Origin of the sequence: Mesorhizobium sp. BR115XR7A (assembly GCF_020165315.1) — a bacterium.
In the GTDB taxonomy this organism is placed as follows: domain Bacteria; phylum Pseudomonadota; class Alphaproteobacteria; order Rhizobiales; family Rhizobiaceae; genus Mesorhizobium; species Mesorhizobium australicum.
In genome coordinates this window covers 294,839-320,813 of the sequence record NZ_JAIUHW010000007.1, presented here as the reverse complement: position 1 = coordinate 320,813, position 25,975 = coordinate 294,839, and the positions used below count along the sequence as shown (strand labels likewise).

Sequence of the window (25,975 nt, the reverse complement as noted above, 5' to 3'; positions counted from 1 at the left end):
GCTTGGCTGACATCAAGGGGATATTGTTCGACAAGGACGGAACGCTTGTCGACTTCAACGCGACCTGGCTCGGCGTCGCCGACTTCATGGCCATGGACGCGGCCGACGGCGACCGCTGGAAAGCCGACAGGCTGCTCGCGGCCGCGGGCTTCGATTTCGCCAACCGGCGCTTCAAGCCCGATTCCATCTTTGCCTCCGGCACCAATCTCGACGTTGTCGAACTGTGGTTCCCGCGCCTGTCCAATGAAGACCAGATGCTGGCCGTTGCCCGTTTCAACGAGATCACCTCGGTGCAGGGCTCGACGATGGCGGTGGCGCTGCCGGGCATCGCCGACACGCTGGCTCTGCTGCACAGGCGATCCTACCGGCTTGGCGTCGCCACCAACGATTCGACCAGCGGCGCGGAAAAGACGCTTGTCACGCTGGGTGTCGCGCAACTGTTCGAAGCCGCCTATGGCTATGACGCGGTGGCCAACCCCAAGCCCGCTCCCGACACCATCCAGGCCTTTTGCGATCTTACGGGGCTCAAGCCGTCTGAGATCGCCATGGTCGGCGACAACAGGCACGATCTCGAAATGGCGCGTGCCGGCGGCTGCGGCCTGGCGGTGGGCGTGCTCTCCGGCACCGGCACGCGCGAATCGCTGGCCGAGATCGCCGATGTCATCCTGGATTCGGTTGCCGATCTGCCGGATTTCCTTTCGACGCGGGTCAAGGAGACGGTCTGATCGGCAGGGCGGCGTACTGTTCGGGCTGGAGGCGAAAGACAGCGCTCGGCTTCAGCGCGGCGTCTTTCGCCTCGCCGAAATCCGGCACCTTGTATTCGGCAAGCAGCCGCAGCCGCGAGCGCGGCAGATAGGCCCGGCCCGGATCGCCGACCAGCACCTCGATGCCGGCGGCGAGGCAGCGGTCGAGGAAAGGCATCATCCCCAAGGCGACACCTTGCCCGTAGAACACGTCGCCGGCGAGCACCAGGTCCACGGCGGGCGGTGGCCCGGTGGTGATGTCGTTCCCCATTATCGTGATCGTGACGCCATTGGCCGCTGCATTCAGCGCCAGCGCGGCAACGCCGTTCCGATCGACCTCGGTGGCCATCACCTCACACGCGCCGGCCTTTCCCGCGGCAATGCCGACAATGCCGGAGCCTGCTCCAAGGTCGAGCACGCGGCGGCCCGCCACGATCTCCGGATGGTCCAGCACATAGCGCGCCAGCACGGCGCCGCCTGCCCACGCATAGGCCCAATAGGGCGGCTGCGGCTCCTGCGAATCGGCGTCATCGCCTTCGACAAGGCGCCTCAGCCCGCTGCTCGGGTGGGCGGTATAAAGCCGGATTTCGGGAAGCGCCGGCACCGATGTCAGGCGCATGTTCGCCTTGATGAATTCCGCCGGGTCGAGGCGCGGGCGCCGGACCGGCGTATCGTCCTTGGCGAGACCCACTATTCGCGCAGCTCCCGCCGCAGGATCTTGCCGACCGGCGTCTTCGGCAATTCGGTCCTGAACTCGATGTATCTGGGCCGCTTGTAGCCGGTCAGGTTCTCGCGGCAAAAGGCGGTGATGGCCTCGGCGGTCAGGGCCGGGTCTTTCTTGACGATGAACAGTTTCGGCACTTCGCCCGAATGCTCGTCCGGCACGCCGATCGCCGCCACTTCGAGCACGCCGGGATGCGCCGCCACGACTTCCTCGAGTTCGGTCGGATAGACGTTGAAGCCGGAGACGAGGATCATGTCCTTCTTGCGGTCGACGATCTTGGTGAAGCCGCGATCGTCCATGAAGCCCATGTCGCCGGACTTGAAGAAGCCGTCCTTGGTCATCACCCTGGCGGTCTCGTCCGGCCGGTTCCAGTAACCGGCCATCACCTGCGGTCCCCTGATGCAGATCTCACCGACTTCGCCGAGCGGTACGTTGTTGCCGTCGTCGTCGCGAATGGCGATTTCGGTCGAGGGCAGCGGCAGGCCGATAGTGCCGGTGAACTCGCCGGAGCTGAACTTGTTGGCCGTCGCCACCGGCGAGGTCTCCGAAAGACCGTAGCCTTCGCTGATGGGGCAACCGGTCAGCGCCTTCCAGCGCTCGGCGACACCCTTCTGTACCGCCATGCCGCCGCCAAGCGTCAAGAGCAGCGGCTTGAAGTCGAGCTTGCGAAAGTCCTCATTGTTGAGCAGCGCGTTGAACAGCGTGTTGAGGCCCGGAAAGATATGGATCGGATACTTGCCCATTTCCTTGACGAAGCCGGGAATGTCGCGCGGATTGGGGATCAGTATGTTCTGGCCGCCCATCTGCATGCCCATCAGTGCATTCACCGTCAGCGCGAAGATATGGTAGAGCGGCAGTGCGCAGACTAGGTTGAGATGCGCCGGCTTTGGCTTGGCGGTATAGGCGTCCTGCAGCCAGAGCGCATTCTGCGCGACATTGGCCAGCACATTGCTGTGCGAGAGGGTCGCGCCTTTCGAGATTCCGGTGGTGCCGCCGGTATATTGCAGGAAGGCGACATCGCTGGCGGCCACCGTGGCCGGCTTAAACGTCATGCCGCGGCCAGTCTTGAGGGCCGCATTGAACTTGACATGGCCAGGCAATGACCAGGCCGGCACCATCTTTTTGACGCGGCGCACGACCAGATTAACGATCGAGCCCTTCAGGCCGCCGAGCAGGTCGCCCATTGCCGCGACGACGACGTGCTTGACCGAGGTCCTGGCGACGACCGCCTGCAGGGTGTTGGCGAAGTTTTCGAGGATGACGATGGCCTGCGCCCCGGAATCCTTGAGCTGATGCTCCAGTTCGCGTGGCGTGTAGAGCGGATTGACGTTCACCACCGTGAAGCCGGCGCGGGCGACCGCCATCATCGCTATGGGATATTGCAGCACGTTCGGCATCATCAGGGCGACACGGGCGCCCTTCTGCAATCCTGTGGACTGCAGGTAGGCACCGAAGGCCGCCGAAGACTGTTCGAGCTGCGCGTAGGTGATGGACTTGCCCATGCACGTGAAAGCCGGCTGGCCGGCGAACTGCTTGCAGGCGCCAACGAGGAAGTCGCCGATGGAACCGTAGGGAAGGGCGCCGATCTCGGCCGGCATGTTCTTGGGATAGCTGTTGAGCCATGGCTTTTGCGGCAGGCCGGCGGCGAGTTCGGTGAGCGCCTTCGGCAGCCGCTGGCTGGCCGCTGTCGCTGGCTTCGAGACCGGTGCAGCCTTCACTGGTGGCGAACTCTTCGTCGTCGCGGTTTTGCCCGTTCCGGCCTTGCCCGATCCGGCCTTGGTCGCGGGCGCCTTTGCCGGCGCGGCCTTCGTCGCCGGCTTCGCGGCGGTCCTGGCGGTGGCCACGGCTTTTGCCGCGGGTGCTTTCTTGCCGGCGGCCGCCTTCGCGGTCGCTGCCTTGCCCGCGACCTTGCCCTGCCCGTCGCCGCCGGCGGCTGGCCTAGGCCCCGCCTTGGCCGACGCTTTCACCGGGGCCTTCGATGCTTTTGCCACCCGTTCCTCCTCGACAACCCTGGTCGCCTGCTCTCGCTGGGCCCTACCGCGCCGCCTCCAGATTGATGGAGACGTCCCTCCGCTGCCGCCAGCTGTCTATCTATGTATTGCCTCTATCGGCGGCGGTGCAAGTCTTGCCCTAGCGGCAGGATGCCGAAAGATTTGCCGCCGAAAACCTTTCCCGCCGGCCACGGCTGGAACGGCATCTTTCCGCACCGGCGGCGGATGAATACAGGGCGCGGCACCCTTGTCGCCGGACGTCTGATCAATAAAAAAATGCGGTCGTTAATAATATCGTGAATAGAAAAAAGTGCTAATTTTTTCTGCCATTTAGCGAAATTGCGGATTTTTTTCCTGCTTCCCGCGGGGTAAGCAAACGGGGTGTTCCAAACCCGGAAAAACGGTGCTTATATGCGCGCTTCGCGAGCCTGATAGAGGGGCTTGGAAGAACATCAGGGAGTGCTCAATGAAGAAGAAATTGACTTTTGCAGCCGCGTTGCTGGCTGCAAGCGTCCTGGGCGGCGTGGCCAACGCGAAAACTCTGGTCTATTGCGCTGAAGCGTCGCCGGAGGGTTTCGACCCGGCGCCGTATACCGCTGGCCAGACATTCGACGCGTCCTCGCGCACCGTGTTCAATCGCCTTGTCGAATTCGATCACGGCAAGACCTCGGTCTCGCCCGGCCTGGCGGACAGCTGGACCATTTCCGACGACGGCAAGGAATATACCTTCAAGCTGCGCAAGGGCGTCAAGTTCGCGCCCACCGACTACTTCACCCCGACCCGCGACCTGAACGCCGACGACGTGGTGTTCTCTTTCGAGCGCCAGGTCGACAAGAATGGCCCCTGGTTCCAGTACATACCGGGCATCGCCTACCAGTATTACAATGACCAGTTCGGCGACAACATCACCAAGGTCGAGAAGGTCGACGACCTGACGGTGAAGTTCACCCTCAAGGAACCGGCAATCACCTTCATTCCGACCCTGGGCATGGATTTCGCCTCGATCGTCTCGAAGGAATATGCCGACAAGCTGCAGGCCGACAAGACGCCTGAACTGTTCAACCAGAAGCCGGTCGGCACTGGGCCGTTCATCTTCGTCGACTACCAGACCGATGCCGCCATCCGCTACAAGGCCAACCCGGACTATTGGGGCGGCAAGCAGAAGATCGACGATCTGGTCTTCGCCATCACCACCGATCCGGCGGTGCGCGCGCAGAAGCTGAAGGCCGGCGAATGCAACATCATGTCCTACCCGGCACCGGCCGACATTGCCGGCCTGCAGGCTGATGCGAACCTGACGGTCGCGGAGCAGGAAGGCCTCAACGTCGGCGCGCTGATGTACAACACCCAGCAGAAACCGTTCGACGACGTGCGTGTCCGCAAGGCGCTCAACATGGCCATCAACAAGAAGGCCATCATCGACGCGGTGTTCCAGGGCGCCGGCCAGGTGGCGATCAACCCGATCCCGCCGACCATGTGGTCCTACAACAAGGACGTGAAGGACGACCCGTACGATCCGGACGCGGCCAAGAAGATGCTTGAAGAGGCCGGCGTCAAGGACCTAAAGATGAACGTCTGGGCGATGCCCGTCTCGCGTCCGTACATGCCGAACGCGCGCCGCACCGCCGAACTGATCCAGGCGGACTTCGCAAAGGTCGGCGTCACCGTCAACATCGTCAGCTACGATTGGGGTGAATACCTCAAGCGCGCTTCCGCGGTCGATCACGACGGCGCCGTCATCGTCGGCTGGACCGGCGACAATGGCGATCCGGACAACTTCCTCGGCGTGCTCCTGAGCTGCGCTTCCGTTGGTTCGAACAACCGCGCGGAATGGTGCAACAAGGACTTCGATGCGCTCATCAACAAGGCCAAGACGGTTTCCGACCAGGCCGAGCGCACCAAGCTCTACGAACAGGCACAGGTCATCTTCAAGGAGCAGGCACCGTGGGCGACGCTCGCCCACTCCAAGGTGTTCATGCCGATGCAGAAGACCGTCTCCGGCTTTGCGATGGATCCGCTCGGTATCCATCGCTTTGACGGCGTCGATATCGCCGAATAAGGTTCGCGAAACGGGGCGGCGCCACAAGGCCCCCCCCCACCTCGCCCGCCATGCTGCGTTATATCCTCGGCAAGCTCGCCCTCATCATCCCGACCTTCATCGGGATAACCATCCTCGCTTTCGGCTTCGTGCGCATCCTGCCCGGTGATCCGGTGCTGGTGCTTGCGGGCGAACGTGGCCTGTCGCCCGAACGCCATACGGCGCTGATGCACCAGTTCGGGTTCGACCTGCCGATCTGGCAACAGTATCTGACCTATCTGACCAATATCCTCGGCGGCGATTTCGGCACCTCGTTTTCAACCAAGACGCCGGTGCTCAAGGATTTCCTGGTGCGGTTCCCGGCCACGGTCGAACTCGCCATCTTCGCCATGATCTTCGCCGTCATCTTCGGTGTCGCCTTCGGCATTTTCGCTGCCATCCGCCGCGGCTCCTGGTTCGACCAGCTGACCATGGGCACCGCGCTCGCCGGCTATTCCATGCCAATCTTCTGGTGGGGGCTGCTGCTGATCATCGTGTTTTCCGGCACGCTGCACTGGACGCCGGTCTCGGGCCGCATCGACCTTCTCTATTTCTTCAAGCCGGTGACCGGCTTCATGACCATCGATTCCCTCATCTCGGGCCAGAAGGGCGCCTTCCGCTCGGCGGTGTCGCACCTCATCTTGCCCACCATCGTGCTCGGCACCATTCCGCTGGCGGTCATCGCCAGGCAGACCCGCTCGGCCATGCTCGAAGTGCTGGGCGAGGATTATGTGCGCACCGCGCGCGCCAAGGGCCTGGCGCCGCGGCGCGTCATCGGCCTGCATGCCTTCCGCAACGCGCTGATCCCGGTCGTCACCACGATCGGCCTGCAGGTCGGCACGCTGTTGACCGGCGCCATCCTGACCGAGAGCATCTTTTCGTGGCCGGGCATCGGCAAGTGGATGATCGATGCCATTTCCAAGCGCGACTATTTCACCGTGCAGGGCGGGTTGCTTTTGATCGCGCTGATCGTCATGTCGGTGAACCTTATCGTCGACGTGCTCTATGCCGTCATCAACCCGCGCATCCGGGCGAATTGACATGACCAATGAAGGCCCAGCCACCATCGAAGCCGCGACCGTCGTCAAGCCGCAGGATGCGCGGCTGCAGATGTTCGCCGAATTCTGGCACTATTTCTCGATCAACAAGGGCGCGGTGATCGGCCTCTTCGTCTTCGCCCTGCTGATCCTGATCGCCATCTTCGCGCCGTTGCTCGCCCCGCATTCGCCTGATGACCAGTTCCGCGACTTCTTCCTGACCCCGCCGGCCTGGCAGGCGGGCGGCAACGCGCAATTCCTGCTCGGCACCGACGCCGTCGGCCGCGATATGCTTTCGCGCCTGATCTACGGCTCGCGATTCTCGCTCGCCATCGGCTTCGTCGTCGTTACCACGGCACTGATCTCCGGCGTCATCCTCGGCCTGCTCGCCGGCTACTGCCGTGGCTGGGTCGACACGCTGATCATGCGCATCATGGACATCATCCTGGCTTTCCCGTCGCTGCTGCTGGCCCTGGTGCTGGTCGCGGTGCTCGGCCCAGGCCTCGTCAATGCCATGATCGCCATCGCCTTCGTGCTGCAGCCGCACTTCGCCCGGCTCACCCGCGCCGCCGTGATGGCGGAGAAGACCCGCGAATATGTAGTCTCGGCCAAGGTCGCCGGGGCCAGCCATCTCAGGCTGATGCTGGTCACCATCCTGCCCAACTGCATCGCCCCGCTGATCGTGCAGGCGACGCTGTCCTTCTCCAACGCCATTCTTGAGGCGGCCGCCCTCGGCTTCCTCGGCATGGGCGCGCAGCCGCCGACGCCGGAATGGGGCACCATGCTTGCCGAAGCACGCGAGTTCATCCTGCGCGCCTGGTGGGTGGTGACCTTTCCCGGCCTCGCCATCCTGATCACCGTCTTTGCCATCAACCTGATCGGCGACGGCCTGCGCGACGCGCTCGACCCCAAGCTGAAGAGGTCGTGAGCATGTCCCTGCTCGAGATCAAGAATCTCACCGTTTCCTTTGACACTGCCGCCGGACCGTTCATGGCCGTGCAAGGCATCGACCTTTCGGTCGAACCGCGCGAGGTGCTGGCGATCGTCGGCGAGTCCGGCTCCGGCAAGTCGGTTTCGATGCTGGCGGTGATGGGGCTGTTGCCCAACACCGCGACGGTCAAGGCCGACCGCATGGCTTTCGATGGTGTCGACCTGTTGAAGCTCAGCCCGTCCGAACGCCGCAAGATTGTCGGCAAAGACATCTCGATGATCTTCCAGGAGCCGATCGCCAGCCTCAATCCATGCTTCACCGTCGGCTTCCAGATCGAGGAAGTGTTGCGCTTTCACATGGGCATGGATCGCGCCCAGCGCCGCGCGCGCGCCATCGAGCTGATGAAGCTGGTCGGCATCGCCGATCCGGAAGAACGGCTGAGCTCGTTTCCGCACCAGATGTCGGGCGGCCAGTGCCAGCGCGTCATGATCGCGATTGCCATCGCCTGCAATCCGAAACTCTTGATCGCCGACGAGCCGACCACCGCGCTCGACGTCACCATCCAGAAGCAGATCCTCGATCTCCTGGTCTCGCTGCAGGCCAAATACGGCATGGGCCTGATCATGATCACCCACAATATGGGCGTGGTGGCCGAGACCGCCGACCGCGTCATCGTCCAGTACAAGGGCCGCAAGATGGAGGAGGCCGACGTGCTGTCGCTGTTTGAATCGCCGAAAAGCAATTACACGCGCGCGCTGCTGTCGGCGCTGCCGGAAAACGCCGTCGGCGACCGGCTGCCGACTGTGTCCGACATGCTGTTCGAGCCTGCCCCTTCGGCAGCGGGAGCCTCGGCATGAGCACCACGGTCCTCGAAGGCAAGAACATCGTTCGCGACTACCACATCGGCGGCGGCCTGTTCTCCGGGCCGCGCACCGTGCATGCGGTCAAGGGCGTCTCTTTCACGGTGGACAAGGGCAAGACGCTGGCCATCGTCGGCGAAAGCGGCTGCGGCAAGTCCACGCTCGCCCGCATCATCACCTTGATCGATCCCGCGACATCGGGCGAATTGTTCATCGACGGCAACAAGGTCGACATCGCCAAAGGCGGATTGACGAAGGAGATGCGCCGCAAGGTGCAGATCGTCTTCCAGAACCCTTACGGATCGCTCAATCCGCGCCAGAAGATCGGCGATGTGCTGGGCGAGCCGCTGCTGATCAACACCGACAAGCCGGCCGCCGAACGGCGCGACCTCGCCATGAAGATGCTGAAGAAGGTCGGCCTCGGTCACGAGCACTATAACCGCTATCCGCACATGTTCTCGGGCGGCCAGCGCCAGCGCATTGCCATTGCCCGTGCGCTGATGCTCAACCCAAGCCTGCTGGTGCTCGACGAGCCGGTTTCGGCGCTCGATCTCTCGGTGCAGGCGCAGGTGCTCAACCTGCTCGCCGACCTGCAGGACGAATTCCAGCTGACCTATGTCTTCATCAGCCACGATTTGTCGGTGGTGCGCTACATTGCCGACGACGTGATGGTGATGTATTTCGGCGAGGCCGTCGAATACGGCTCGCGCGACGAGGTCTTCGCCGACCCCAAGCACAGCTACACCAGGACGCTGTTCGCCGCGACGCCGCGCGCCGATGTGGCGAGCATCAAGGCGAGGCTGGCGAAGAAGAAGGCGGCCTAAAGTCGCAAGCCATGCAAATGGCCGACGTCAGCGCCGCCCCTCATTGTCCTGCCGGACATTTCTCCCCGTATAGTGACGGGGAGAAAAACGCTCTCACGGCCGGTTTCGCCACCACCAAGATTGCGAGCAGGGTGCCGAGGGTGCGGCCAGCCTCTTCTCCCCGTCACTATACGGGGAGAAGGTGCCGGCAGGCGGATGAGGGGCAGCGCGACGGCCCGGATCGATCGGTGCGATTGCCGCGAGCCTGACTCATTACGACAGCTTGGCGATGATGGCGCGCAAAGCCTCACCGAACTTGTGGATCTCCTCGACCGTATTGTAGTGGACCAGCGAGGCACGGATAGCGCCGCTGTCCATGCTGAGGTTGAGGCGCTTCATCAGCCGCGGCGCGTACATGTGGCCGTCGCGGATGCCGATCTGCATCTCGGCCATTTCCTCGACGATCCGCTGCGGCGACAGCTTGCCGATGTTGAAGCAGAAGGTCGGCACACGCTCGTTGATGCGCGCCTCGTCGGCGACACCGTAGATGGTTGCGCCGCAGCCCTTCAGCACGCCCATCATCTCGCGCGCCAGAATGAGTTCGTAGTCGCGGATGGCGCCCATGCCGGCGACGATGTTTTCGCGTCGCGAGCGGTTGTTGGAGGGCGCCAGATTGCGGCCGATCAGTTCCAGATATTGCACGGCGGCATCCATGCCCGACACGTTCTCGTAGATGAAGGTGCCGGCTTCCACCTTGTAGGGAGGCTCGTCCGGAATGAAATCCTCGCGGAAGGTCGGCAGCCGCTTCAGCGTCTCGAAGCGGCCCCACAGAAAGCCCATATGCGGCGAGAAATTCTTGTAGCCGGAGCAGACGAGATAATCGCAGCCCCAGGCCTGCACGTCGATCAGCCCATGCGGCCCGTAATGCACGCAGTCGAGGAACACTTCGGCGCCGGCGGCCTGGGCGATTTGCGCCACCGACGCGACGTCGACGATCGAACCGATCGAGTGCGCCGTCACCGTGCAGGCGACCAGCCGAGTGCGGTCCGAAACCAGCGGCTTGAGATCGTCGACATGCAGATTGCCATCCTCACGCATGCGCCACCACTTGAATTTGGCGCCGGCCGATTCCAGCGCCAGCCAGGTGGCGATGTTGGCGTCGTGGTCCATGTCGGTGATGACGATCTCGTCGCGTTCTCCAAGCATCTGGCCGATGCCGAGGCTGACCAGGCGGATGAAGGAGGTGGCGTTCATGCCGAAGCAGATTTCCGCCGGGCTGTAAGCATTGATCAACAGTGCGACGCTTGTCCGCGCATCGGCGACCGACTGGTCGACGGTGACGCTGCGGCCATAGCGGCCGCCGCGCTGCACATTGTGCGAGACCAGATGGTTGGTCACCGCGTCGAGCACGCTCTGCGGAATCTGCGCCCCGGCGGCGTTGTCCATGAAGATGAAATCGCCAGCCCGCTGCAGGGCGGGAAACATGGCGCGGATGGTGTCGACGGGAAAACCGCCGGTGACCTGGGAATTGCTCAAGGATATCTCCTGCGAAGTGCTTGCGGGGTGGTGAGTGGTCAGCGGGTCTTCTCGGTCTTGAAGCGGGCTTCAAGCAGGCTGACGAGACGAACCATCGGCCAAAGGAAGATGAGATAGACCAGCGCCGCGCCGATCAGCGGCGAGGGGTTGGCGTAGAGCGACTGTGCGTTGGTCGCTTCCTTGAGCAGTTCCGGCAGCGCCACGGTGGAGGCCAGCGACGTGTCCTTGAACATCGAGACGCAGTTGCTGGTCATCGGCGGGATGACGACGCGCACCGCCTGCGGCAGCACCACTTTGCGCAAGGTCAAAAGGAACGGCAGGCCAAGCGCCTGCGCCGCCTCGAACTGGCCGCGCGGAATGCTCTCTATGCCGGAACGGAACACCTCCGCCGAATAGGCCGACATGATAATGGCGAACGCGGTCACCGCCGACGCCCAGGACGATAGGCGTATGCCGAGGAAAGGCAGCGCATAATAGATCAGGATCAGCACGACCAGGACCGGCAAGGCGCGGAAGATGTCGGTGTAACCGACCGCCAGCCAGCGCAGCGGCTTCGGCGCATAGAGCCGCAACAGGCTGATCACCAGGCCGATGGGAATGCCGATGCCGATGCTGAGCAGGCCGAGCAGCAGCGTGTTCAGGAAGCCGCGCAGTAACGCCGGCAGGCTCGATGCGATGACGTCGGCGTTGAAGAAAGTGTCGATCAGCGACATCGAGGCATTCCCGAACGGTGTTGCGTCATCTGACGCCAGAGCCCGACCCGGAACATCAAGATCGGCTTTGCCGAACGGATGCCAGTCCCGGGAAGGTCATGCGTGAAAAACGGGACGTGCCGACCCCTTGGGGCCGGCACGCATTCCGTCTGGCCGCCGCTCAGGCCTTGGGCATAGGCATTTCCTTGACGGTCGAGGAATCGGCCGGCGCGTCGCTGCCGAACCACTTCTTGTGGATCGCGGCCAACGTGCCGTCCTTCTTCATCGCCGTCAGCGCGTCGTTGAGTTTGCCGAGCAGCGGATGATCCTTGGTCATCATCAGGCCGTACTGCTCGCCGGTCTTGATGCGCTGCTTGACCTTCAGGTCCTTCATCTTCGTAAAGGAATATTCCATGCCGGGAATGTCGCTGACGGCGGCGTCGATACGGCCGGCGCTGAGGTCGAGCAAAAGGTTCTGCTGCGTGTCATAGCCCTTTACATCGCTGAAGCCGTCGGCTTCCTGATGCGCCTTGACCCAGGTCTCGCCGGTCGAGCCCGAGAGCACGCCGACGATCTTGCCCTTGAGGTCCGCCTCGGCGTTGACCGCGCTGTCGGTCTTGGTCGCGATACCCATGTCGGAATCATAATAGGGCTGGGTGAACGACTGCGACTTCAGCCGCTCCGGCGTGATCGTGATCGAGGAGATGGCGACGTCGATGCGCTTCGAAGTGGTCGCGGCGAACAGCGCCTGGAAGCCGAGATCGGCGATGTCGGTGGTCATGCCGGCGCGCTTGGCCGCCTCGTTGACGATGTCGACTTCGAAACCCTCGAACGTGCCGCTCTCGTTCTTGTATTCAAAGGGCGGATTGGTCGGGTAGGCGCCGACATTGAGCACATCGGCGGCATAGGCGGTTGCCGGTCCGGCCGCGATGCCGATTGCCGCGGCGACAAGGATGAGATTGCGACGGTTGAGCTTCATTGGTGGTCCCTCTGGGGTGTTCCCTCTGGTTGTTGATCGGGCGGGCTGGCCCGCACGGTTCTTGCCGTCCCGCCTCCCAGCGGGGCGTCAATTCATGATGGCGGCCATGCGCTCGAGCGCAGCCGCGATTTTGTCGCGGTCGCATACGCATTCACGCGCGAAAGGTTGGCGATGGTCTCGGTACGCAGGTCGTGGAGCTGAGCGCGCGCACCATCGAAAGCGTAGCGCGCGCTGGTCGATGATTGGGGCTGCACAAACGACAAGGACTGAAACCCCTCCCACCCGGAGCACCATGATGACTGCCCGTAAAGCCCTCCAGGCCGACAGTCGCCATCCATCCTGAATGCTTATCCAAAGCGCGGCGCTTTTCAAGGCAAAAGTTTTAAGCTTAAAAAGTTTCCTGGCTTGATCGCTTGTGCAACCCGGCGCTAGCGCGGGTCCTCCCGCGCCAGTTCGGCCCGGGCGGCGGCATAATTGGCCGCGGCGCCCGCACCCAGGTACATCGTGTCGCTGGCCAGGACGAAGAAGCTGACGCCGATTGCCGCCCATTGGCCGATGGCCTGCGGGCTGGCGCAGAATATGCCGGAGGTCTTGTCGTGCGCGATCGCCACGCCGATGATCCTGCGGATCGCGTCCGTGAGCTTGTCGGCGCCCTTCGGTCCGATCGCATCGATCGACACGGAGAGATCGCCGGGGCCGACGAAGATCACGTCGACGCCGTCGACATCAGCGATCGCCTCGATGTTGGCCAATCCCTCTGAAGTCTCGACCTGGACCGCCACGACGATCCGGTCATTGGCGCCGGCCAGATATTCGGGAATGCGATAGCCATAACCGGCCGCGCGGCCGGGTCCGACGCCGCGCTCGCCCCGTGGCGGATAGCGGGATGCTTTCACGGCCATTGCCGCCTGTGCGGATGTCGAGACGCGTGGCACCAGCACGCCTTGCGCGCCGCTGTCCAGCGCCGCCTGGATGGCTTCGGGCGCTTGGCCGGGAACGCGCACCATCGCCGGCACGCGGTGGACATCGGCGGCGCGCACCATGGTCTCGATGATGTCGCGCGGAATCTGGGCATGCTCCCAGTCGATGCAGAGGAAGTCGAGGCCGGACAGCGCCATCACTTCAACCGCGACGGGGTGAGGAATGGCAGCGAAGGAGCCGACGAGGTTGGCCTTGCCGATGCAATTCTGGCGGAACTCGCTCATGCCTAGTCCTTTTCTCATCCCGCCAAACTCATATCGGCAAACAGGCGCAGGGCGAAGCTATTTCATGCTTGAAATATTTTCGCGGAGCCGTAGCGTGCGATCTTCGCCGGGAGGTCGCGACATGAACAAAGCACATCCGCTGCACGGCTCCAACAAACTGAAGCTTGGCGTTTTCTCGACCAACGCCGATGGCGGCCTTGCCATATCGGATGTGCCGGAACGCTGGACGGCGAGCTGGCAGGACAATCTGACGGCCGCCCGGATCGCCGATCGCGCCGGGTTGGAGTTCATGTTGCCGATCGCGCGCTGGCGTGGCTTTGGCGGCCGCAACAAGGTGCGCGAGCGGTCCTTCGAGACCTTCACCTGGGCGGCGGCACTCAGCATGGCCACCGAGCAGATCGGCCTCTTCATGACCGTGCATGTGCCGCTTGTGCATCCGCTCTATGCCGCCAAGGCGCTGGCGACGGTCGATCACATCAGCCAAGGCCGGGCCGGCCTGAACATCGTCTGCGGCTGGAACCCGAAGGAATTCGGCATGTTCGGCACGCCGCTGGTCGAGAAGGGCTACGACCAGGCGGCCGAATGGATCGAGATCCTCGAGAAGCTCTATGCATCGGCGGAGCCGCTCGACTACGAAGGCACCTATTATCACCTCAAGGAGGCGGTCAGCCGGCCGGCCAGCCTGCAGGTTCCGCGCCCCGTGACCATGAACGCCGCTTTCGGCGGCCCCGGCCGCGATTTCGCCGCGGCCCATTGCGACTACCTGTTCACGACCTTTTCCGAGATGGCGGATGCCGGCAAGCATGTCGCCGACATCAGCGAGCGAGCCGACAAGGTCGGCCGGCAGGTCGGCGTCTACACCGTGGCCCATGTCGTCTGCCGTCCGACCATGGAAGAGGCGCAGGCCTATTACAACAGATATGCCGTCGATATGGCCGATCACGAGGCGGTCGATGCGCATATGGCCGGCAAGAAGGAATTCTCGCAGTCGCACGACCCGCATGCCTATGACCGCTACCGGCAGCGTTTCGCCGGCGGGGCCGGCACCTATCCGCTGGTTGGAACGCCGCAGACGATCGTCGCCGAAATGGCCGCCATTGCGGAGCACGGCTATCAAGGCATCGCCCTGTCCTTCGTCAACTACACCAGGGAATTGCCCTATTTCTGCGACCACGTACTGCCGTTGCTCAGGCAGGCCGGGCTTCGCGGGTAGCAGCGATGCCAAGGGGATGATCGGTGGCCTAGCCAGGATTTCAACGTCGTCATCCCTGGGCGGAGCAGGAGCGAAGCTCCGTCGCGGAGACCCTGGGATCCATGCCGCGATCTTAGCGACGGAGTGCGGCGGAGCAGAATTCCGGACCGCTGCAACGCTTTGATTTCACGGCATGGATCCTGGGGTCTGCGCCGCGTCGCTGCGCTCCTTGCTTCGCCCCAGGATGACGAAGCGATGGGCGTTTATTCCGGAATAACGGCGGTCGCCTGGATCTCCACCTTGGCGCGGTCCTCGACCAGCGCCACCACCTGCATGGCGGCCATCGCTGGAAAATGCCGGCCGATCACCTCGCGATAGGCCTCGCCGATCCCCTTGAGGTTGCCGAGATATTCGGCCTTGTCGGTAAAATACCAGGTCATCGAGGTGATGTGCCGTGGCTCCGCGCCGGCCTCGGCCAGCACCGCGACGATGTTCTGAAGCGTCTGCCGCACCTGGCCGGCGAAATCGTCGGTCTCGAACTGGCATTGCCCGTTCCAGCCGACCTGTCCGCCGACGAAGACGAGCCTGCCGCGCGCGGCCACGCCATTGGCGTAGCCGACCGGTTTTGCCCAGCCTTCCGGCTGCAGGATCTCGTGCATGTCGTCTCTCCGCCTGTCCAATATCGGGTCCGCAATATCCGTCTCGAAAACATTTCAGTCCGTGGTCACGACCTGTTCAGGCCGCGCCCATTACTTGCCGTGCGATCACAACCTTCTGCACGTCCGATGCGCCCTCGTAGATTCGCAGCGCGCGGATCTCGCGATACAGGCTCTCGACGATATGGCCCTTGCGGACACCATCGCCGCCATGCAGCTGCACCGCTTTGTCGATCACCTCCTGCGCCTTGTCGGTGGCGAACAGTTTGGCCATCGCCGCCTCGCGCGTCACCCGCGCAGCGCCCATGTCCTTGGTCCAGGCGGCGCGATAGACCAGAAGCGCCGCGGCATCGACGTCGAGCGCCATGTCGGCGACATGGCCCTGCACCATCTGCAACTCGGCCATCGGCGCGCCGAACAATTTGCGTTCGGCCACCCGCTTGATACTTTCATCGAGCGCGCGGCGGGCAAAGCCGAGTGCCGCCGCGCCGACGGTCGAGCGGAACACGTCGAGTACCGACATGGCGATGCGGAAACCGTCGCCAGGCTTGCCGATCAGGGCCGAGGCGGGCAACCGCACGCCGTCGAAAGACAAGCGCGCCAGTGGATGCGGCGCGATCACTTCCAGGCGTTCGGCGATACCGAGCCCCTTTGCAGCGCCCGGCACCAGGAAGGCAGAGAGCCCCTTGGCTCCGGGCGCCTCGCCGGTGCGGGCGAAGACGACATAGATGTCCGCAATGCCGCCATTCGATATCCAGGTTTTTTCGCCCGTGAGAACATAGCTGTCGCCGTCACGGGTCGCCGCCATCTCCATGTTGGCGACATCAGATCCCGAACGCGGTTCCGATAGGGCGAAGGCTGATATCGCCTTGCCGGCGCGTGTCCTCGCAAGCCATTGCTGCTGCTCCGACGTGCCGAACAGGCTGAGCGCGCCGGTGCCGAGACCTTGCATGGCGAAAGCGAAATCGGCGAGGCCATCGTGGCGGGCCAGCGTCTCGCGCGTGATGCACAGGGCGCGCACGTCGAGTGGTGCAGGGTTGTCCGTATCGAGCGCCGTCGGCTTCAGCCAGCCGTCCCTGCCCAGTTTCGCGACCAGCTCGCGGCAGGCGGCGTCGACGTCATGGTGGTCGACCGGCAGGTTTTTCGCGCACCAGGCGTCCAGGTGCCCGGCGAGTTCGCGATGGCGGCTTTCGAAGAAGGGCCAGTTGAGGAAGGAGCGGTCAGGCATGGATATCTCCCGTTACGCCTCGTTCCGTCACACCCCCCTCTGGCCTGCCGCTAATCTCCCCCGCAAGGGGGGAGATTAGCGGTTTCACCGATGCCGCCCCTTCCTCAGAGCTGGTAATTGGCGAAAGCCAGAGTGACATCTGATCTCCCCCCTTGCGGGGGAGATGGCCGGCAGGCCAGAGGGGGGTGCCTACGCAACAAGCCATCCTCAATTCCCCTCGAACACCGGCTTTTCCTTGGCCACGAAAGCCCGATACGCCCGTTCGAAATCGCGCGTCTGCATGCAGATCGCCTGCGCCTGTGCTTCCGCCTCGATCGCCTGGTCGAGACCCATCGACCATTCCTGGTTGAGCTGCGTCTTGGTGATGCCGTGGGCGAAGGTCGGGCCGGAGACGATGCGGGCGGCCATGTCGAGCGCGTCGGCCTCAAGTACGTCTGCCGCTACCAGCCTGTTATAGAACCCCCAGCGCTCGCCTTCCGTCGCTGTCATGGTTCGGCCGGTGTAGAGCAGTTCGGCGGCGCGGCCTTGGCCGATGATGCGCGGCAGGATCGCGCAGGCGCCCATGTCGCAGCCGGCTAGGCCGACGCGGGTAAACAGGAACGCCGTCTTGGCTTCCGGCGTGGCGATGCGGATATCCGAACTCATCGCGATGATGGCGCCGGCGCCGACCGCCACGCCGTCGACCGCGGCGATGATCGGCTTGCCGCAATTCAGCATCGCCTTGACGAAATCGCCGGTCATGCGGGTGAAGGCCAAGAGCTGCTTAATGTCCATCTTGACCAGCGGGCCGATGATGTCGTGGACATCGCCGCCGGAGCAGAAATTGCCGCCATTGGAGAGGAACACCACGGCGTCGACGTCGTCGGCATAGACGAGATCGCGGAACGTGTCGCGCAGCTCGGCATAGCTGTCGAAGGTCAGCGGGTTCTTGCGCTCCGGCCGGTCGAGCCGGACCTTGGCGATCCTGCCCTCGACCTCCCACAGGAAATGCTTCGGCTTGAGGCCGGCCATTGCGGTCATTCGCGTCCCTCCCAGTTGCTGCGGAACGAGGTCAGCATGCCGGTCAGCCGGCGCGCATCCTCCTCGCTGACCTTGCCCAGCAATTCGCCGATCCAGCCCTCATGCGCGGCGGCGATGGTGGCAAAGGACTTCGTACCTTCCTCGGTCAGCCGAACCATCGAGGTGCGGCGGTCGCCATTGCGGCGCGCGCGCGCCACCAGCCCTTCCGAAACCAGCCGGTCGACAATACCGGTGACATTGCCGTTGGACACCAGCAGGAAGCGCGACAGGTCGCTCATCAGCATGCCTTCCGGCGCGCGGTAAAGTGCTGCCATGACGTCGAAACGCGGCAACGTCGTGTTGAATTCCTTCTTCAGGCGCTCGCGCAGTTCGGCCTCGATCGTGCGCGACGCGCGCAGCAGCCTGATCCACAGGCGCAGCCGGTCCTTGCCGGGTCCCGATGGCAGGGGCAGGGGGCCGGCTACCATGTTTCACCTCCCGAGATCGAAATCGCCTGTCCGGTGATCGATTGCGCCGCGTTGCCACACAGCCAAAGCACGGCTTCGGCAATTTCCCGGGGCTGGATGAAACGGCCTTGCGGATTGGTCGAGGCAAGACTGGCCCGCGCCTGTTCTGCCGAGCGGCCGGTCTTTTCGACGATGCGCTGGATGGACTCCTCCAGCATGTCGGTCTCGACGAAGCCTGGGCACACGGCGTTGACGGTGACACCGGATTTCGCCGTCTCGGCGGCCAGCGCCCGCATCAGGCCGACGACGCCATGCTTGGCCGCGACGTAGGGCGCGACATAGGCGTAGCCCTTCAGACCTGCCGTGGAGGCGATGAACACGATGCGGCCTGCCTTGCGCGCGGCCATGCCGGCCAGCGCCGGTTTCACCGTCAGGAAGGCGCCGGTCAGATTGACGTCGAGCGTCCGCTGCCAGTCGGCCAGCGGGATCTTGTGCGCCGGCGTGCTGCCGGCCATGCCGGCATTGGCGACGACGATGTCGAACGGTCCGCGCGCGGCCTCCGCTTGCGCGTAGAGCGCCGCCATCGCCGCCTCATTGGTGACGTCTGCGGCAATGCCATGGATGCGACCGTTTTCGCGGGCAACCTTGGCGAGCTCAGCTTCGCGGCGCCCACATATGGTCACATCGACACCAGCCCTAGCCAAGGTGAGCGCGATGGCCCGGCCGACGCCGGAGCCGCCGCCGGTGACCAGTGCGTGCTTGCCCGCGATCATGTGGCAATCCTGGAAGGTCGGCGCTGCCTCTTGCGCCAGATCGAAGCCATGGCATGCACAGACATTCTGGGACTGGCGATTGGCTCGATGCTTGGTTGCCAGGTGGTTCCCCCAATCCGTCGTTGCTTCGCAACGCCACCTTTCCCTCCTCCGGAGGGAAAGGAAGGGAGCCTCATGAGACGAGCATCGGCGGCAGAGGGGTCGCACCGTTCCTCTCCCCCGTCGATCGGGGGAGAGGTGGATCGGCGAAGCCGAGACGGAGTGGGGGTCGACCAGCGCAGTGCAAGACCATGCATGCGCGACGCCCCCCTGCATGCTGCGGGAAGGTGCCGGCAGGCGGATGAGGGGCAGCGTGGCGAACGAAAAATACTCATACGTTCAACCCCGCGGCGGCATCGCGCTCGGCCAGTCGGTAGATCTGGTCGCGGCCGGGCAGATAGGGATCCGGCCATTTGACGCCACGGTCGCCGAGCGTGACCGCCGCATGCAGCGTCCAGTAGGGATCGGCGAGATGCGGCCGTGCCAGCGCGACCAGATCGGCGCGGCCGGCCATCAGGATGGAATTGACGTGGTCCGGCTCGTAGATGTTGCCGACAGCCATCGTCGCCATGCCGACCTCGTTGCGGATGCGGTCGGAAAACGGCGTCTGGAACATGCGGCCATAGACCGGCTTGGCGGCAACCGACGTCTGGCCGGCCGAGACGTCGCAGATATCGACGCCGGCCTCGCGCAGCATCCCAGCGATCTCGACGGCGTCTGCCGGCGTCACGCCTTCGATGCCAACCCAGTCATTGGCCGAAATGCGGACCGAGATCGGTTTTCCCGCCGGCCAGGCGGCGCGCACCGCGTGGAAGATTTCGAGGGGATAGCGCATGCGGTTCTCAAGTGAGCCGCCATAGGCGTCCGCGCGCCGGTTGGTGACCGGCGTGATGAAGGACGACAGGAGATAGCCATGCGCGGCATGGATCTCCAGCATGTCGAAGCCGCAGCGATCGGCCATTTCGGCCGAGGCGACGAATTGATCGCGCACCAAATCCATGTCGGCGCGATCCATCGCCTTCGGCACCTGATTGTCAGGCGACCACGCGACGGCCGATGCCGCCATGACAGGCCAGTTACCGGCGGCCAGCGGCACGTCGGTGCCTTCCCAACCGACACGGGTAGAACCCTTGGCGCCGGAATGGCCGATCTGGGCGCAGATCTTCGCTTCGGTTTCGGCATGGACGAAGTCGACCAGTCGCCTCCACGCCACCTCATGCTCGGGCGCGTAGAAACCGGGACAGCCGGGCGTGATGCGCCCTTCCGGGCTGACGCAGGTCATCTCGATATAGATGAGCCCGGCGCCGCCCTTGGCGCGCTCGGCGTAATGGGTGAAATGCCAGTCGGTCGGGCAGCCGTCGACGGCCTTGTACTGCGCCATCGGCGAGACGACGACACGGTTTTGCAGCCGCATGTCGCGCAGCTTGAACGGCGCGAACATCGGCGCCCGGCGCAGCCTGTTGCCACCGGCACCCGCCTGGCGCTGAAACCATTCTTCGGCGCCGCCCAGCCATTCGGCATCGCGCAGTCGCAGATTCTCGTGGCTGATCCGTTGCGAGCGGGTCAAAAGCGAATAGTTGAACTGCACCGGATCGAGGCCGAGATAGCGCTCGACCTCCTCGAACCATTCCAGCGAATTGCGCGCCGCCGACTGCAGCTTCAGCACCTCGGTGCGGCGGGCGTCCTCATATTTACGGAAGGCGGCCTCGAGGTCCGGTTCGATCTCGACATAATCGGCCAGCGCCACCGCGCTTTCCAGCGCCAGTTTGGTGCCGGAGCCGATCGAGAAATGCGCCGAGGCCGCCGCGTCGCCCATCAGCGCCAGATTCTTGTAGGACCAGCGCTCGCACAGCACGCGCGGGAAGTTGATCCAGGCCGAGCCCCGGATATGGTTGGCGTTGGTCATCAGCGCGTGGCCGCCAAGATGCTTGGCAAAGATGCGCTCGCACACCGCGATGGACTCCTGCTGCGACATCGCGCCGAAGCCGAAGGCGGCCCAGGTCTGTTCGCTGCATTCGACGATGAAGGTCGCGGTCTCGCTGTCGAACTGGTAGGCGTGCGCCCACACCCAGCCATGCTCGGTCTTCTCGAAGATGAAGGTGAAGGCGTCGTCGAATTTCTGGTTGGTGCCGAGCCAGACGAATTTGCATTTGCGTGTGTCGATGTCGGGTTTGAAGATATCGACGAACGTGTTGCGCGCCCTTGAGTTCAGTCCGTCGGCGGCGACGACCAGGTCATGCGTCTCCATATAGGGGCGGGGATCGGCGATGTCGGTTTCGAACATCAGCTTGACGCCGAGTTCGCGCGCGCGGCGCTGCAAGAGGACCAGCAGCCGCTTGCGGCCGATGCCGCAGAAGCCGTGCCCCGACGAGACCGTGCGCACGCCGTCATGGATGACAGCGATGTCGTCCCAATAGGCAAAATGCTTCTTGATCCAGACGGCGCTGACCGGATCATTCTCAGCAAGGTTCTCGAGCGTCTCGGCCGACAGGACCACGCCCCAGCCGAACGTGTCGTCGGCGCGGTTGCGCTCGAAAACCGTCACGTCGTGCGCGGCGTCCCTAAGCTTCATCGAAATGGCGAAGTAAAGGCCGGCTGGTCCGCCGCCGAGAACCGCAACCTTCATCTGTGCGATCTCCTCTTCGCTTGCTGGAGTTCAGTATCGCGCCGGGGCCAAGATATTTCAAGCTTAAAGTTTTATGCCGAAATGATTATGCAAAATAGCGGGCCGGGCGCTCGCGCATCGGCGCAAGCGCGCGGCCCGGGGGTCACTTTTCCGGGTTCTTTGGGCTCCACAGCACCGTTTCGGCACTCTTCTCGTACGCCATGCCGTCGGGATAGCTGATCGCCTCCAGCTGCAATCCCCAGGGCGCCTGGAAATAGAGGATGGTCTGGCCGGCGGCGGGTCCTTCCTTGACCGGCAGCGGCCCCAATCTGGTCTTGACGCCTTTGGCGTCGAGATAGGCTTTCGCCGCCGCGACGTCGTCGACATAGAAGGCGATGTGAAAACCGCCAATGTCGCTGTTTTTCGGTGTCAGATCCTTCTGGTCGGGCGCGGTATATTTGAACAGCTCGATGTTCGATCCATAGCCGCAACGCACCATGGTGACCTGCTCGATGACAGCCTTCGGATCGACGCCGAGCAGGTCCTGCATGAAGGTGCCCTTGTCGTCGGCGAACGGGCCGAACGACATCGCCTTCTTGCAGCCGACGACCTCGGTGAAGAAGTCGACCGCCTGCTTCATGTCGGGAACCGTGATGCCGGTATGGTCGTGCCCGCGCATGCCGGGGATCGAGCTCGCCGAGGCCATGCCGGCGCTGCCCAGAACAGTGGCGGCGAGCACCGCAAATCGTGTTGTTGTCTTCATGTTTGTTCTCCTCCGTTTGGCGGGACTTGGTTAGCCTTCGATCGCACGTCCGAAGCCCGTTTTTCGGCGTGCGGTTGTTTTCATGTCGGGACCCTTGCCGTTGGGATGTTCAGCCAGTCCGGATCGATTTCCGGCAGCGGAATGGCGGCGAGCAGGTCGCGCGTGTAGCTCTGCCGCGGCATGTCGAACAGCGCGTCCGTGGCGCTCGCTTCCACGATGCTGCCTTCGCGCATGACGATCACCTGCCGGCACAGCCGCCGGATGACCGACAGATCGTGGCTGATGAAGGCGACCGTCAGGCCCATCTCCGCGGCAAGCTTCTCCAGCAGGGTCAGGATCTGCGCCTGCGTCGAGACGTCGAGGCCGGAGACGATCTCGTCGGCCAGCACGAATTTCGGCGACAGCGCCAGCGCGCGGGCAATGCCGACGCGCTGGCGTTGGCCGCCCGACAGTTCGTGGCGATAGCGGCTGGCGAAGCTTTGCGGCAACCCAACCCGCTGCAGCGCCTCGGCGACGCGATCCCTGAGATTGTCGCCAAGCCCGTTCTGCTTGAGTGGAGCGGCGATGATGCTGGCAATGGTACGCCGCGGGTTGAGCGACGACATCGGATCCTGGAAGATCATCTGCAGGTCGCGGCGCAGTGGCCGCAGTTCCGCTTGCGGCAGATGGGTGATGTCGCGGCCTTCGAAACGGATCTCGCCGGCGCTCGGCTCCAGCAGCCGCACCAGCGCACGGCCAAGCGTCGATTTGCCGGATCCGGATTCGCCGACGATGCCGGTCACCGAACCTCTCGACAGATCGAAGTCGAGACCTCTGAGAATTTCGGCCAGCGGTGCGCGGCCGATGAGCGGCTTGCGCGTCATGTCGGGTAGCGCGACCTTCAGCCCGCGCACGGAGAACAGCGGCTCAGCCATGCGGGCGCCCCCAGGCCTGGTCGGCGGCAGCGATCTCAGCCGCGAGCCCGGCCAGTACCGTCTCGTCCACCGGTTTCAGCGATGCGAAGGGATCGGTATAGCGCGGCGTCGCAGCCATCAGTGCTCGGGTGTAGGGATGCCGAGGTGCCGCGAACAGCGCCGCCGTTTCGGCCTCTTCCACCACCTTGCCGGCATAGAGCACCGACACTTTCTGACTGATCTTGGCGACGACGCCGAGATCGTGGGTGACGAACAGGATCGCGGTGCCGTGCTCGCGTTGCAATTGCGCGATCAGGCGCAGGATCTGCTTCTGCACGGTCACGTCGAGGGCCGTGGTCGGCTCGTCGGCGACGATCAGCCGTGGCTCGGCGGCAAAGGCGGCGGCAATCAGCACGCGCTGGCGCATGCCGCCGGACAATTCGTGCGGATAGCTTTTCAGCACACGGTCGGGGTCGCGGATCTGCACCTCATCAAGCAACTGGCGGATACGTCGATCGGCCTTGTCTCCGCTCCAGCCGAGGATGCACACCAGACGGTCGGTCATCTGGGGGCCGATGCGGCGCGAGGGGTTGAGCGCGGTCAGCGGATCCTGCGGGATCAGTGCCGTGCGCGCGCCGATCAGCGTGCGCCGTGCTTTTGGCGGGAGTTTGCCGAGGTCTTCGCCCTCGAGTCTCATATTGCCTTCGACGATGCGCACGCTCGATGGCAACACGCCAAGCACCGCCTTGCCGATCATCGTCTTGCCGGCGCCGCTTTCGCCGACAAGCGCGCGGACCTCGCCGGGTTGTACCGAGAGCGATACCGAGCGCAGCACGCGCTGGCTGTTGGCCAGCACCGCGCTTAGATTGTTTATCTCGAGACAGGCGCTCATCGCAGCACCGGATCGAAACGCGTCTTCAGCGCTTCGCCGAACTGGCTGAATGACAGCACGGTGAGGATGAGCGTGATTAGCGGAAACACCAGCACCCACCAGGCCTGATGGATCGACAGCCGGCCCTCGGCGATGATGCCGCCCCAGGTCGGGTCGTCGGTCGAGATCGACAGGTTGACGAAGGACAGGATCGCCTCGACGATGACGGCGATGCCCATCTCCAGCGACAGCAGCGCCACGATCGACGGCACCACATTGGGCAGCACTTCGCGCAGCATGATGCCGACGCGGCCATAGCCGGCGATGCGGGCATTCTCGACATAGTCCATGCGCGACTGGCCCATCGCCTCGGCGCGGATCACCCGGCAGAAACGCGTCCAGTCGATGATGGCGATGGCGAGGATGACGGAGCTCAAGCCGGTGCCGAGCACGGCGACCAGGAGGATGGCGAACAGCACCGGCGGGAAGGCCATCCAGATGTCGACGATGCGCGAGATGATGCGGTCTGCCCAGCCGCCGAAATAGCCCGCGACCAGCCCTAATGTGGAGCCGACCACGCAGGCGGCGATGGCCGCCGCGAAGGCAACGATGAGGGCGATGCGGCCGCCGAAGATCAGCCGGGACAAGAGGTCGCGGCCGAGGCTGTCGGTGCCGAGCCAATAGCCCGGCTCGGCGCCATCGAGCCAGAACGGCGGCAGACGTTCCAGCATCAAATCCTGCGCCAGCGGATCCTGCGGCGCGACCAGCGGCGCGAAGATCGCGGCCAGCAGCGCCAGCAGCAGCCAGCCGCCGGCGAGCCACAGCCTCGGGCTCGATCCGCGCCTGATGATGCGTGCCTCATCCATGGCGCAGCCTCGGATTGAGCAGCGCATACATCATGTCGACGGCGAGGTTGATCAGCACGAACAGCAGCGCGAAGACCAGCACGATGCCCTGGATCAGCGGCAGGTCGCGGTTGATGACGGCGTCGATCGCCATGTTGCCGAGGCCCTCATAGGAGAACAGCCGCTCGACGATGACGGTGCCGCCGATGAGGAAGGTGAACTGCACGCCGATGAGCGTCAGCGTCGGCAGCGCGGCGTTCTTCAGCGCCTCGCGCAAGATGACCTGCGTTTCCGAAAACCCCTTGACCCGCGCCAGCACGACATAGTCGAGGTCGAGCACCTCCTTCAGCGACTGCTTCAGGAGCTGCGCGATGATGGCCGCGAGCGGCAGCGCCAGCGCCACGGCTGGCATCAGCATGTGCTTCAAGAGGTCCCAGGTGAGGTCGAAGCGCAGCCGAAGCAGGCTCTCGAAGAAGTAGAACTGGGTGACGAAGGGCAGGTCGAGCTGCGGCGACACGCGGCCGGAAATGTCGAAGATCGGCACCAGCACGCCGAACAGCAGGATCAGCACCAGGCCCCAGAGAAAATCGGGGATAGAAAGCGCGGCACCGCTGGCGATGTCGATGCCGGCCTCGACCGCCGTGCCGCGCTCGCGCGCGCCCAGGATCGCCGTCGTGCCGCCGATCGCCACTGCCATAATGAGCGCGACGATGGCAAGCTCCAGCGTAGCCGGCAGCCGGCTGAAGACGAGGCCAAGCACGTCCTGCCGGAGCGAGATCGAGGTGCCGAAATCGCCCCTGGCGACACCGGACAGCCAGATGAAGAACTGCTGCACGATCGTCTTGTCGAGCCCATAGAGCGCACGCAGACGGGCGATGTCGTCATTGGTGGCGCCGGGCGGCAACATCATGGCGATCGGATCGCCGGGCGCGACGCGGATGACCACGAATACGACGACGGCCACGCCGAACAGCGTGATCAGCATCGTCAGCAGACGGATCAGGAATCGTTGCAGGAGCATGTAAATCTTTGCAGGAGCCCGCAGGCTCATATGCGTGTAGAAATG

Annotated in this window: 24 protein-coding genes; 7 read left to right on the top strand and 17 right to left on the bottom strand. The window is 64.0% G+C overall.

The annotated features are described in order from the left end of the window. Positions 1 to 2 precede the first annotated feature (2 nt). Positions 3 to 725 (top strand): HAD family hydrolase, encoded by a 723-nt coding sequence (locus LB557_RS17565; RefSeq protein ID WP_015314105.1) that lies wholly within the window; start codon positions 3 to 5, stop codon positions 723 to 725. Here LB557_RS17565 and LB557_RS17560 read toward each other — a convergent pair. Together LB557_RS17560 and LB557_RS17555 are read right to left on the bottom strand one after the other, a co-directional pair. Then, a complete protein-coding gene (locus LB557_RS17560) occupies positions 709 to 1,434 on the bottom strand; it encodes a class I SAM-dependent methyltransferase (protein WP_411970552.1) in 726 nt (241 codons plus the stop codon). The genes LB557_RS17565 and LB557_RS17560 overlap by 17 nt on opposite strands. Next, on the bottom strand, positions 1,434 to 3,458 hold the full coding sequence (locus LB557_RS17555) for a long-chain fatty acid--CoA ligase (RefSeq protein ID WP_224641696.1): 2,025 nt from the start codon (positions 3,456 to 3,458) through the stop codon (positions 1,434 to 1,436). The genes LB557_RS17560 and LB557_RS17555 overlap by 1 nt, the downstream gene beginning before the upstream one ends. Positions 3,459 to 3,924: 466 nt before the next feature. Between LB557_RS17555 and LB557_RS17550 the strand changes: the two genes are divergently transcribed. From LB557_RS17550 to LB557_RS17530, 5 genes are all read left to right on the top strand, one after another. Continuing rightward, a complete protein-coding gene (locus LB557_RS17550; protein WP_015314102.1) occupies positions 3,925 to 5,517 on the top strand; it encodes an ABC transporter substrate-binding protein in 1,593 nt (530 codons plus the stop codon). 50 nt (positions 5,518 to 5,567) lie between these two features. Continuing rightward, a complete protein-coding gene (locus tag LB557_RS17545; protein ID WP_015314101.1) occupies positions 5,568 to 6,575 on the top strand; it encodes an ABC transporter permease subunit in 1,008 nt (335 codons plus the stop codon). Positions 6,576 to 6,645: 70 nt separating this feature from the next. Further along, positions 6,646 to 7,500 (top strand): ABC transporter permease subunit, encoded by an 855-nt coding sequence (locus LB557_RS17540; RefSeq protein ID WP_174361976.1) that lies wholly within the window; start codon positions 6,646 to 6,648, stop codon positions 7,498 to 7,500. 2 nt (positions 7,501 to 7,502) lie between these two features. Further along, complete coding sequence (locus LB557_RS17535; RefSeq protein ID WP_015314099.1) at positions 7,503 to 8,360, top strand: ABC transporter ATP-binding protein; 858 nt, start codon at positions 7,503 to 7,505, stop codon at positions 8,358 to 8,360. Further along, positions 8,357 to 9,187 carry a dipeptide ABC transporter ATP-binding protein gene (locus LB557_RS17530; protein ID WP_224641698.1) on the top strand — a complete coding sequence of 277 codons (831 nt, stop codon included), beginning with the start codon at positions 8,357 to 8,359 and terminating at the stop codon, positions 9,185 to 9,187. The genes LB557_RS17535 and LB557_RS17530 overlap by 4 nt, the downstream gene beginning before the upstream one ends. A 252-nt stretch (positions 9,188 to 9,439) precedes the next feature. On the opposite strand, the gene LB557_RS17525 is transcribed toward LB557_RS17530, so the two are convergent. The 4 genes from LB557_RS17525 to LB557_RS17510 all read right to left on the bottom strand — a co-directional run bounded on the left by LB557_RS17525 (position 9,440) and on the right by LB557_RS17510 (position 13,578). Further along, positions 9,440 to 10,702 (bottom strand): cysteine desulfurase-like protein, encoded by a 1,263-nt coding sequence (locus tag LB557_RS17525; RefSeq protein ID WP_224641699.1) that lies wholly within the window; start codon positions 10,700 to 10,702, stop codon positions 9,440 to 9,442. 38 nt (positions 10,703 to 10,740) lie between these two features. Then, the gene (locus LB557_RS17520; protein WP_015314096.1) at positions 10,741 to 11,415 is read right to left on the bottom strand and encodes an amino acid ABC transporter permease; all 675 of its coding nucleotides are present in this window, start codon (positions 11,413 to 11,415) and stop codon (positions 10,741 to 10,743) included. 160 nt (positions 11,416 to 11,575) lie between these two features. Beyond that, complete coding sequence (locus tag LB557_RS17515) at positions 11,576 to 12,373, bottom strand: ABC transporter substrate-binding protein (protein ID WP_140614841.1); 798 nt, start codon at positions 12,371 to 12,373, stop codon at positions 11,576 to 11,578. A 428-nt stretch (positions 12,374 to 12,801) separates the two neighbouring features. Further along, positions 12,802 to 13,578 carry an HpcH/HpaI aldolase family protein gene (locus tag LB557_RS17510; protein ID WP_224641701.1) on the bottom strand — a complete coding sequence of 259 codons (777 nt, stop codon included), beginning with the start codon at positions 13,576 to 13,578 and terminating at the stop codon, positions 12,802 to 12,804. A 121-nt stretch (positions 13,579 to 13,699) separates the two neighbouring features. Between LB557_RS17510 and LB557_RS17505 the strand changes: the two genes are divergently transcribed. After that, entirely contained in the window at positions 13,700 to 14,791 is a 1,092-nt protein-coding gene (locus tag LB557_RS17505) for an LLM class flavin-dependent oxidoreductase (protein WP_224641704.1), read from the top strand. Positions 14,792 to 15,033: 242 nt separating this feature from the next. Here LB557_RS17505 and LB557_RS17500 read toward each other — a convergent pair whose 3' ends face one another. The 11 genes from LB557_RS17500 to LB557_RS17450 all read right to left on the bottom strand — a co-directional run bounded on the left by LB557_RS17500 (position 15,034) and on the right by LB557_RS17450 (position 25,930). After that, positions 15,034 to 15,429, bottom strand: coding sequence for a RidA family protein (locus LB557_RS17500; RefSeq protein ID WP_135916832.1), 396 nt, complete (start codon positions 15,427 to 15,429; stop codon positions 15,034 to 15,036). A 76-nt stretch (positions 15,430 to 15,505) separates the two neighbouring features. Next, positions 15,506 to 16,654: an acyl-CoA dehydrogenase family protein gene (locus LB557_RS17495; protein WP_224641706.1), complete on the bottom strand. Its 1,149-nt coding sequence runs from the start codon at positions 16,652 to 16,654 to the stop codon at positions 15,506 to 15,508. Positions 16,655 to 16,861: 207 nt separating this feature from the next. Continuing rightward, on the bottom strand, positions 16,862 to 17,674 hold the full coding sequence (locus LB557_RS17490) for an enoyl-CoA hydratase family protein (protein WP_224524384.1): 813 nt from the start codon (positions 17,672 to 17,674) through the stop codon (positions 16,862 to 16,864). Continuing rightward, positions 17,671 to 18,141 carry a MarR family winged helix-turn-helix transcriptional regulator gene (locus tag LB557_RS17485; protein WP_224641709.1) on the bottom strand — a complete coding sequence of 157 codons (471 nt, stop codon included), beginning with the start codon at positions 18,139 to 18,141 and terminating at the stop codon, positions 17,671 to 17,673. Before LB557_RS17485 ends, LB557_RS17490 begins: the two co-directional genes overlap by 4 nt. Beyond that, positions 18,135 to 18,893, bottom strand: coding sequence for an SDR family NAD(P)-dependent oxidoreductase (locus tag LB557_RS17480; protein ID WP_224641711.1), 759 nt, complete (start codon positions 18,891 to 18,893; stop codon positions 18,135 to 18,137). The genes LB557_RS17485 and LB557_RS17480 overlap by 7 nt, the downstream gene beginning before the upstream one ends. Before the next feature lie 370 nt (positions 18,894 to 19,263). Then, positions 19,264 to 21,558 carry a bifunctional salicylyl-CoA 5-hydroxylase/oxidoreductase gene (locus LB557_RS17475; protein WP_224641712.1) on the bottom strand — a complete coding sequence of 765 codons (2,295 nt, stop codon included), beginning with the start codon at positions 21,556 to 21,558 and terminating at the stop codon, positions 19,264 to 19,266. 142 nt (positions 21,559 to 21,700) lie between these two features. Beyond that, complete coding sequence (locus tag LB557_RS17470) at positions 21,701 to 22,300, bottom strand: VOC family protein (protein ID WP_224641714.1); 600 nt, start codon at positions 22,298 to 22,300, stop codon at positions 21,701 to 21,703. 80 nt (positions 22,301 to 22,380) lie between these two features. Then, positions 22,381 to 23,214 carry an ATP-binding cassette domain-containing protein gene (locus tag LB557_RS17465; protein ID WP_224713080.1) on the bottom strand — a complete coding sequence of 278 codons (834 nt, stop codon included), beginning with the start codon at positions 23,212 to 23,214 and terminating at the stop codon, positions 22,381 to 22,383. Then, the gene (locus LB557_RS17460) at positions 23,207 to 24,085 is read right to left on the bottom strand and encodes an ABC transporter ATP-binding protein (RefSeq protein ID WP_140660595.1); all 879 of its coding nucleotides are present in this window, start codon (positions 24,083 to 24,085) and stop codon (positions 23,207 to 23,209) included. Before LB557_RS17460 ends, LB557_RS17465 begins: the two co-directional genes overlap by 8 nt. Further along, positions 24,082 to 24,930 carry an ABC transporter permease gene (locus LB557_RS17455; RefSeq protein ID WP_140660596.1) on the bottom strand — a complete coding sequence of 283 codons (849 nt, stop codon included), beginning with the start codon at positions 24,928 to 24,930 and terminating at the stop codon, positions 24,082 to 24,084. Before LB557_RS17455 ends, LB557_RS17460 begins: the two co-directional genes overlap by 4 nt. Beyond that, positions 24,923 to 25,930: an ABC transporter permease gene (locus tag LB557_RS17450; RefSeq protein WP_140660597.1), complete on the bottom strand. Its 1,008-nt coding sequence runs from the start codon at positions 25,928 to 25,930 to the stop codon at positions 24,923 to 24,925. The genes LB557_RS17455 and LB557_RS17450 overlap by 8 nt, the downstream gene beginning before the upstream one ends. Positions 25,931 to 25,975 lie beyond the last annotated feature (45 nt).